We start from the raw sequence: 8,143 nt of genomic DNA, 5'->3' as shown, positions 1-8,143 counted from the left end.
GTCTGAAAGGCCGTCATCTTCAGGAGTACCTATGTACAAAAAAACCGCTTCCGTATTGATTTTAAGCACGATTCTTCTTGCCGCATGCAGCAAAGAAGAGCCGAAAGCCGCGCTTGATTGCGCCCAACCGGCCACACTGCAAAACATCCGTACCACCATCGAAGACACCCTCAAACAACAAGCGCGCTCCTTTGCCCGCAATGACAACCGCCAATTCGTCGATGCCGACAAAATCATCGCCGCCGGCCTCGAATTAGAAACCCTGCTTGAAGACCCCAAAGAAACCGAAGACAACGGCAAAGCCATCTGCCGCGCCAACCTCAAAATCCGCATTCCCGACACCATCCTCAAAACGGCCATAGACAACAGTCCGCTGATTTACGGCAACACCCCGTTGTCCGACATGCTCGAACAAAAACTGATGGGCGGCAACCTGACTTTTGAAAACAACACGTTCAGCACCACCCTGCTCTACACCCCCGACAAAGACGGCAAACCGGTTCTCGAAGACAACACCCTGAGCACCACAGCCCAAACCCTTTCCGCCACCCTGCTGCCCTACGGCGTGAAAAGCATCGTCATGATAGACGGCAAACCAGTATCCAAAGAGCAGGCCATCAAGCTGCTGCAAAACCAAAATACGGAAGAGCCGCCGACTGTTGATCCACAAGACATCCTCGAAAACAACGCCGCCAGCCAAGCCGTCGGCTTGACCGATGATGACGACAATTCAGACTACGAAGTCCTGCGCCCTGACCGTGACACTCCGCACAACGAACCGCCCGGCCTCAGCCAAAGCGAACTTGACAACGCGCGCGCGCAAAACCGTCAGGCAGACGGCGAGATCAACGACCTTTGGGGCGGCATGGACAGCGATGTCAAACAACAAATCCTCGGCGAACAACGCGCCTGGATTCAAAGCAAAAAACTCAACTGCCAACAAGCTGCCGCGTCTGCAGACAACGCCGCGCAAGCAGAATATCTGCGCCTGCAGTGTGAAACCCGCATGACCCGCGAACGTACGCAATACCTGCGCGGCTATTCCATCAACTAAAACCGATAAGGCCGTCTGAACATTCAGACGGCCCACAAGAAAGCACATCACATCATGCAATACCGAATCCACCGTGAAGGCGATGCCCAAAACACGCCATCTTCAGCCTCCACACCCGTCGACAACTGGGAACGCAACACCCTGCGCGAAGTCCTCCTCGCCGCCTACCAAGAACAGCGCCGCGCCCGCATTTGGCGCAATATCTGGCGCGGTGTCGCCGTCCTCATCTTTCTCAGCCTGATCTTCGGCCTCACAGAAGAAGAAGGAAAAACCACGAGCATCCACGCCCGCAGCGAACACACCGCCGTTATCGACCTGACCGGCGAAATCGGCAACGACATCGACGACCAAGTCCAAATCCTGCGCGATAGCATGGAAGCCGCCTACGAAAACGGCAACGCCAAAGCCATCATCATCCGTGCCAACAGCCCCGGCGGTTCTCCTGTCGTGTCCAACACGGCCTTTAACGAAGTCCGCCGCCTCAAAGCCGAACACAAAGACATCCCTGTCTACCTCGTTGCCGAAGACATGTGCGCTTCCGGCTGCTACTACATTGCCGCCGCAGCCGACAAAATTTACGCCGACCCTTCCAGCATTGTCGGCAGCATCGGCGTGATCGGCGGCGGTTTCGACTTTACCGGCCTGATGGACAAAGCCGGTGTCAAACGCCGTCTGAAAACCGCCGGCAGCAACAAAGGCATGGGCGACCCTTTCACGCCTGAAACACCGGCGCAAACCCAAATTTGGGAAACTATGTTGGGCGATATCCACCAAGAATTTATCAAAGCCGTCAAACTCGGCCGCGGCGCAAGGTTAAAAGACAAACAGTATCCCGATGTTTTCAGCGGCCGCATCTATACCGGCAAAGAAGCCAAACAAGTCGGCCTGATTGACGACTTCGGCAGCATTTACAGCGTTGCCCGCGATGTTGTCAAAGCCCCCGAGCTGGTCAACTACACGCCGCAAGACGATTTCAGCAAAATGCTCAGCCGCCGCTTCGGTGCGGAAGTGAAGGCCAAAGTCAAAGAAACTTTGTCTGAAATTTGGTAAATGAAAAATAAAAGGCCGTCTGAAACCCAATTAGAGCTTCAGACGGCCTTTTTATATGTTTTTTCAAATAAAGTGCAGATTATTGTCCAAACATCCATCGGCTTCATCAAACCGACAGGCAAATACCCCTGATGATACTTTTACGGGAACACATTACGCCTGCAAATGATCAAGCCTCCACATTTCAGACGGCCTGTTTCTGCATATTATGCGCCATATCAAGCGCGGCGAGGACGGCAGTAATCAGGCTGCCGGAATCGGCTTTGCCCGTACCGGCCAAGTTCAAAGCCGTGCCATGATCGACGGAGGTACGGATAAAGGGCAGGCCGAGGGTGATGTTCACGCCTTCACCGAAACCGGCATATTTGAGCACCGGCAGCCCTTGGTCGTGATACATGGCGAGGACGGCGTCGGCGTCTTTGAGCAGGAAAGGTTGGAACACCGTATCGGCAGGATACGGGCCGCGCGCGTCTATGCCTTCGGCCTGCAAGGCATGAAGCGCCGGAATAATGGTGTCGATTTCTTCGTGTCCCAAATGGCCGCCTTCGCCCGCGTGGGGATTGAGGCCGGTAACGAGGATGACCGGTTTGGCTATGCCGAACTTATGGCGCAGGTCGTGTTCAAGAATGCGGACAACCGATTCGATTAAAGGCTTCGTAATGGCAGCGGAAATGTCTTTCAGCGGCAGATGGGTGGTCACCAATGCAACTCGCAGGCCGCCGCTGGTCAGCATCATGACGACTTGTTCGGTATGGCTTTTTTCGGCGAGGTATTCGGTATGGCCGCTGAAAAATCCGTTGCCTGCGTGGGCATCGTTGATGATGCCTTTATGCAGCGGCGCGGTAACCATACCGGCATACAGGCCGTCTGAAATGCCTTGATACGCCGTATCCAGCAGTCGGAGCACATACGCGGCATTGGCAGGATTGAGTTCGCCCGCCCGACACTCGGCATCTAAAGGAATATGCAGGACTTCGAGTTCGCCCTTGGGCAACGGATCAGCCGCTTGGGCTTGAAAATCGCGCAAGATGACGGATTTGCCAAGCTGTTCGGCCCTTTGCGCCAACAGGTTTTTGTCGCACAAAACAACGGGGCGGCAAGGAAGGTCGGCGAAAGCCAAATCGAGGCAGATGTCGGGGCCGATACCGGCCGGTTCGCCGGATGTAATGGCGAGGATGGGAGCAGTCATGGTGTTTCTCGGTACGGGTTACAGTATTTAGACAACAGTCAGGCAAAACGCCTGCCCTACTTTTGCAGATTAACACAAATACAAAAAGGCCGTCTGAAAACAGTTTTTGCTTGGTCAACTGTTTTCAGACGGCCTTGGCTGTTTATCGTTTTACACTTAAGAATGGCGGCCGATCATGCGGTACAAAACGTCATGGCCTTGAATGCGGTGGACGACAACCATGGCGATGTGGCCGGCGACAAGCGCAAAAAGCAGCCAACCGAGTTTGCCGTGCGCCATATTGCCGAGATTGGACATCCATTCGATTTTCTCTGGCGAACCCTGCATCACTTCGACACCGAATACTTTCAACGGGCCGCGACCGCCGCCGTATTGGCGGATCATGCCGATAACGGGAACGGCAAGCATGAGGGCGTAAAGGGCAAGGTGGCCTGCTTTGGCGGCAAAGCTGTCGGCGGCAGGACGTTTGGACGCATTGAGCAAAGCCCAAACAATACGCACGGCAATCACCAGCAGCGTGATGAAACCGATGGATTTATGTACGCCGAAGAGCGATTTGACCCATTCTTCGCCATCATAGATGGTCCAAACGGTAATGGTGGAGAGGATGCCGATGAAACCGAGTACGGTCAGCCAGTGCAACGCGCGCGCAACGGCATCGTAGGTTTGTGGACGTGTAGCGGTCATAATGTTTCCTTGTTTTTGATTTGTTTGGTTTTTTGAATCGGCGGCATTGTAACAAAAATGCCGAACTGATTATGTTGTCTTTTTGAAGAGATTTCGTAAATATTTGGAAAATTTGAAGAAACGGCGGTTTTACCCGTCAGGCTGCACAGGCCGTCTGAAAACAAAGGCAGGAATACCACCTTCTATGCCGAACTCGGGCTAAAATAGGCGTTTTTATTCTCGGGTACGCATCGATGCAGATTTGGATTCGGCGGTGTGCGCTGTTGCTTCTGCCTTTGGGTTTCTTGGCGGTCATGGTGGCCGCGCCTTTGCTGTCGCTGGCGTTTTACGACGGCGAAGGCGCTTGGGCGGAAGTGGTGGCTGATGACTATATGCGCCTGCGCTTGGGCTGGACGGTGGCGCAGGCGGTTTTGACCTGCGTCTTGGTCACGGCTTTGGGCGTGCCTGCGGCGTGGGTGCTGGCGCGGATGGACTTCGCCGGACGGCGCACGGTTTTGCGCCTGCTGATGCTGCCTTTTGTGATGCCGACTTTGGTGGCAGGCATGGGCGTACTGGCTTTATTTGGCGCACACGGTATGCTGGCGGCAGGTTGGCAGGACACACCGTGGCTGCTGATTTACGGCAACGTGTTTTTCAATCTGCCGGTTTTGGTGCGCTCGGCGTATCAGGGATTTGTGCGTGTGCCGCAGGCGCGGTTGCTGTCGGCGCAATCTTTGGGCGCGGACGCGTGGCGGCGGTTTGTCTGGGTCGAATGGCCGGTGGTGCGTGCATGGATTGCCGGCGGTGCGTGCCTGGTGTTTTTATATTGTTTTTCAGGCTTCGGACTGGCCTTGCTGCTCGGCGGCGAACGTTTTGCAACGGTGGAAGTGGAAATCTACCGGCTGGTGGCGTATGAGTTGGACATGGCGCGTGCGTCGGTGTTGGTGTGGCTGGTGCTGGCGGTTACGGCGGCGGCAGGCGGTTTGTATGCGTATTGGAGCAAACGCGTGGCTGTGGATAAGTCGGTCTCGCCTTTGCCTCCGCGTGCGCCGATATGGGCTTGGGAAAAATGGCTGACGGCAACGGTATTGACCATGTTGGCAGTGTGCTGCCTGCTGCCTTTGGCTGCTGTATGGCTCAAGGCGGTATCGGCAGGCTCTTCTTGGGCAGTCTTGCTGGAAGCACAAACGTGGGCGGCAGTGTGGAACACCGTCCGTTTCTCTGCGGCAGCGGTGGCGGCGGCAACGGTTTTGGGCGTGCTGTATGCGGCGGCGGCACGGCAAATGGCGTGGTTGCGCGCACTGATGTTTTTGCCGTTTATGGTGTCGCCCGTGTGCATCGCCTTCGGCGTTTTGCTACTCTATCCGCAGTGGACGGCTTCGCTGTGGCTGCTGACCGCGACTTACGCGCTGTTGGCGTATCCGTTTGTGGCCAAAGACGTACTGGCCGCGTGGGATGGTTTGCCCAAAGATTACACAGCGGCGGCGCGCACCATGGGCGCAAACGGTTTTCAGACGGCCTGTTATGTAACCGCGCCTTTATTGAAACCGGCTTTACGGCGTGGCCTGACTTTGGCTTCGGCAACGTGTATCGGCGAATTTGCGGCCACATTATTCCTGTCGCGCCCCGAATGGCAGACGCTGACCACTTTGATTTACGATTATCTCGGACGCGCCGGTGCGGACAATTACGGACGGGCGATGGTGTTGACGGCGGTATTGACCGCTTTGGCTTTAACGGCATTTTTGCTGGTGGACGAAGCGGAAGGGCAAAAGGCCGTCTGAACGTGGTCGGCTCAAATTCCCTTCACTTTCACTACACTCTTGCCGCGCCTTGTATCGAAAATTGATTGAATCCGCTATATAATTTGTTTTTAACCGCACTCAACACGACCTATCATGACCGACTTAGAAACCAAACGCCTTGAAACCCAAGCCATGCTGGACAATGCCGACTTGCTGTTTGATCAAGAACAATGCCGCGCGGCCTTGCAAAAAGTTGCCGACGACATTACCCGCGACTTGGGCGACAAATACCCCCTGCTCCTGCCGGTAATGGGTGGCGCGGTGGTGTTTACAGGACAGTTGTTGCCGCTGTTGCGCTTTCCTTTGGACTTTGACTACGTCCACGTTTCCCGCTACGGCGACAAACTCGCAGGCGGTGCGTTCAACTGGAAACGCATGCCCGACCCCGAGCAAATCAAAGGCCGTCATGTAGTCGTTTTGGACGACATCCTGGACGAAGGCCACACCATGGCCGCTATTCAGGAAAAACTGTTGGAAATGGGCGCAGCAAGCTGCCGTGCGGCCGTATTTGCCAACAAGCTGATCGACAAAGAAAAACCAACCAAAGCCGATTATGTCGGTTTGGACGTGCCCAACCGCTACGTCTTCGGTTACGGCATGGATGCCGCCGGCTGCTGGCGCAACCTCGGCGAAATCTACGCCTTAAACAATAAATAAAACAAAGGCCGTCTGAAAAATCTTCAGACGGCCTCAACCCAAATACTAGGAACACATCATGATAGGTTTGTTAATCATTACACATGAAACCATAGGTGAAGCCTATCGCGGTTTGGCCGACCATTTCTTCCCCAACGGCTTTCCCGAAAATCTCCACATCCTCGGCGTACAGCCCGACGAGGATCAAAACGACATCATCAACAACGCCATCGCCGCATTGCAGGAATTTCCCGACAACCGCGGTGTGCTGATCATGACCGACATCTTCGGCGCAACCCCGTGCAACGCCGCACGCCGGCTGGTGCGCGAAAACAAATCCGCCATCCTGACCGGCCTCAACGCCCCGATGATGATTAAAGCCATCCAATACTCATCACAAGCAGAAAACCTCTCCGACTTCACCGAAACCGTCAAAGAAGCCGCCATCCGGGGCATTTTCGCCATTACATCCGCACCTGAAGACCTGGTGTGCAAAGAAAACGGCTAAGGCCGTCTGAAAACATTCACTTTACGAACATTTAGGGGACATCCATGCTCAAACAAGAAATAGAAATCATCAACAAACTCGGCCTGCACGCTCGCGCCTCCAGCAAATTCACCCAAACCGCCTCCCAATTCCAAAGCGAAGTCTGGGTCACCAAAAACGGCAACCGCGTCAACGGCAAAAGCATCATGGGCCTGATGATGCTGGCCGCCGCCAAAGGTACCGTGATTGAGCTGGAAACAGAAGGCGCAGACGAAGCCGCCGCCATGCAGGCGTTAACCGACCTCATCAACGACTACTTCGGCGAGGGCGAATAATGAGCATCGTCCTACACGGTGTAGCCGCGGGCAAAGGCATTGCCATCGGCCACGCCCACCTGATTACGCGCGGCACGACGGAAGTGCCGCAATACGACGTTTCAGACGACCTCATCGACGCCGAAGCCGCCCGTTTTGACGCCGCCATCAAAGCCACGCGCAAAGAACTGGAACAGCTGCGCGGCGCGATTCCCGAAAACGCCCCGACCGAATTGGGCGCGTTCATCTCCCTGCACCTGATGCTGCTGACCGACGTCACCCTCTCGCGCGAACCCATCGACATTTTGCGCGAGCAGAAAATCAACGCCGAATGGGCATTGAAACTGCAAAGCGACAAGCTTGCCGCCCAGTTCGACAGCATCGACGACGACTACCTGCGCGAACGCAAACAGGACATGCTCCAAGTCGTCCGCCGCATTCACAACAACCTTGTCGGCCAAAGCAACGAAATCAACCTCGCCGGCAACCTGTTTGACGATACCGTCCTCATCGCGCACGACCTCTCGCCTGCCGATACCGTATTGTTCAAAGAGCAGCACATTACCGCCTTCGTAACCGATGCCGGCGGCCCGACCAGCCACACCGCCATCTTGGGCCGCAGCCTCGACATCCCGTCCGTCATCGGCCTGCACAACGCCCGCAAACTCATTACCGAAAACGAAATCGTCATCGTCGATGGCATCAACGGCATCCTCATCATCGATCCCGACGAAGTCGTCCTCAACGAATACCGCCGCCTCGCCCGCGAATACCGCAGCCACAAGCGCGAACTCAACAAAATCAAAAAAACCGCCGCCACCACGGCCGACGGCATCAACATTGAGTTGCTCGCCAACATCGAATCCGCCGAAGACATCAAAGCCCTGCACAACTTCGGCGCAGACGGCGTCGGCCTGTTCCGCAGCGAATTCCTCTACCTCA

Annotated in this window: 9 protein-coding genes; 7 read left to right on the top strand and 2 right to left on the bottom strand. The window is 55.4% G+C overall.

What is annotated here, in order from left to right; translation table 11 throughout:
• Nucleotides 1-31: 31 nt before the first annotated feature.
• Nucleotides 32-1,054, top strand: coding sequence for a lysozyme inhibitor LprI family protein (locus ACTHUT_RS10915; protein WP_250599426.1), 1,023 nt, complete (start codon nucleotides 32-34; stop codon nucleotides 1,052-1,054).
• A 54-nt stretch (nucleotides 1,055-1,108) separates the two neighbouring features.
• Nucleotides 1,109-2,104: a S49 family peptidase gene (locus ACTHUT_RS10910; protein ID WP_440418795.1), complete on the top strand. Its 996-nt coding sequence runs from the start codon at nucleotides 1,109-1,111 to the stop codon at nucleotides 2,102-2,104.
• Nucleotides 2,105-2,288: 184 nt separating this feature from the next.
• Here ACTHUT_RS10910 and pdxA read toward each other — a convergent pair whose 3' ends face one another.
• Together pdxA and ACTHUT_RS10900 are read right to left on the bottom strand one after the other, a co-directional pair.
• Nucleotides 2,289-3,293, bottom strand: coding sequence for a 4-hydroxythreonine-4-phosphate dehydrogenase PdxA (pdxA, locus tag ACTHUT_RS10905; protein WP_250599424.1), 1,005 nt, complete (start codon nucleotides 3,291-3,293; stop codon nucleotides 2,289-2,291).
• Between the two features lie 156 nt (nucleotides 3,294-3,449).
• The gene (locus ACTHUT_RS10900; protein WP_250599422.1) at nucleotides 3,450-3,980 is read right to left on the bottom strand and encodes a cytochrome b; all 531 of its coding nucleotides are present in this window, start codon (nucleotides 3,978-3,980) and stop codon (nucleotides 3,450-3,452) included.
• 233 nt (nucleotides 3,981-4,213) lie between these two features.
• Between ACTHUT_RS10900 and ACTHUT_RS10895 the strand changes: the two genes are divergently transcribed.
• From ACTHUT_RS10895 to ACTHUT_RS10875, 5 genes are all read left to right on the top strand, one after another.
• Nucleotides 4,214-5,743, top strand: a complete 1,530-nt coding sequence (locus ACTHUT_RS10895; protein WP_250599420.1) for an ABC transporter permease — start codon at nucleotides 4,214-4,216, stop codon at nucleotides 5,741-5,743.
• Between the two features lie 114 nt (nucleotides 5,744-5,857).
• Nucleotides 5,858-6,421: a hypoxanthine-guanine phosphoribosyltransferase gene (locus ACTHUT_RS10890; RefSeq protein WP_003681752.1), complete on the top strand. Its 564-nt coding sequence runs from the start codon at nucleotides 5,858-5,860 to the stop codon at nucleotides 6,419-6,421.
• Between the two features lie 58 nt (nucleotides 6,422-6,479).
• Nucleotides 6,480-6,908 (top strand): PTS sugar transporter subunit IIA, encoded by a 429-nt coding sequence (locus ACTHUT_RS10885; protein ID WP_070590120.1) that lies wholly within the window; start codon nucleotides 6,480-6,482, stop codon nucleotides 6,906-6,908.
• Nucleotides 6,909-6,952: 44 nt separating this feature from the next.
• Nucleotides 6,953-7,222 (top strand): HPr family phosphocarrier protein, encoded by a 270-nt coding sequence (locus ACTHUT_RS10880; protein WP_003683718.1) that lies wholly within the window; start codon nucleotides 6,953-6,955, stop codon nucleotides 7,220-7,222.
• Nucleotides 7,222-8,143 (top strand): phosphoenolpyruvate-utilizing N-terminal domain-containing protein (locus tag ACTHUT_RS10875; protein ID WP_440418794.1); only part of this gene is annotated, 922 nt, incomplete at its 3' end. The genes ACTHUT_RS10880 and ACTHUT_RS10875, both read left to right, overlap by 1 nt.

The organism is Neisseria sp. P0022.S010 (genome assembly GCF_051956635.1).
The sequence above is the reverse complement of the archived record's forward strand: the minus strand, read 5'-3'. Positions and strand labels throughout refer to the sequence as shown.

Bases quoted from the DNA above. Each gene is read 5' to 3' on its own strand.
- ACTHUT_RS10915 (WP_250599426.1), top strand. From the start codon at position 32: ATGTACAAAAAAACCGCTTCCGTATTGATTTTAAGCACGATTCTTCTT.
- ACTHUT_RS10910 (WP_440418795.1), top strand. From the start codon at position 1,109: ATGCAATACCGAATCCACCGTGAAGGCGATGCCCAAAACACGCCATCT.
- pdxA (WP_250599424.1), bottom strand. From the start codon at position 3,293: ATGACTGCTCCCATCCTCGCCATTACATCCGGCGAACCGGCCGGTATC.
- ACTHUT_RS10900 (WP_250599422.1), bottom strand. From the start codon at position 3,980: ATGACCGCTACACGTCCACAAACCTACGATGCCGTTGCGCGCGCGTTG.
- ACTHUT_RS10895 (WP_250599420.1), top strand. From the start codon at position 4,214: ATGCAGATTTGGATTCGGCGGTGTGCGCTGTTGCTTCTGCCTTTGGGT.
- ACTHUT_RS10890 (WP_003681752.1), top strand. From the start codon at position 5,858: ATGACCGACTTAGAAACCAAACGCCTTGAAACCCAAGCCATGCTGGAC.
- ACTHUT_RS10885 (WP_070590120.1), top strand. From the start codon at position 6,480: ATGATAGGTTTGTTAATCATTACACATGAAACCATAGGTGAAGCCTAT.
- ACTHUT_RS10880 (WP_003683718.1), top strand. From the start codon at position 6,953: ATGCTCAAACAAGAAATAGAAATCATCAACAAACTCGGCCTGCACGCT.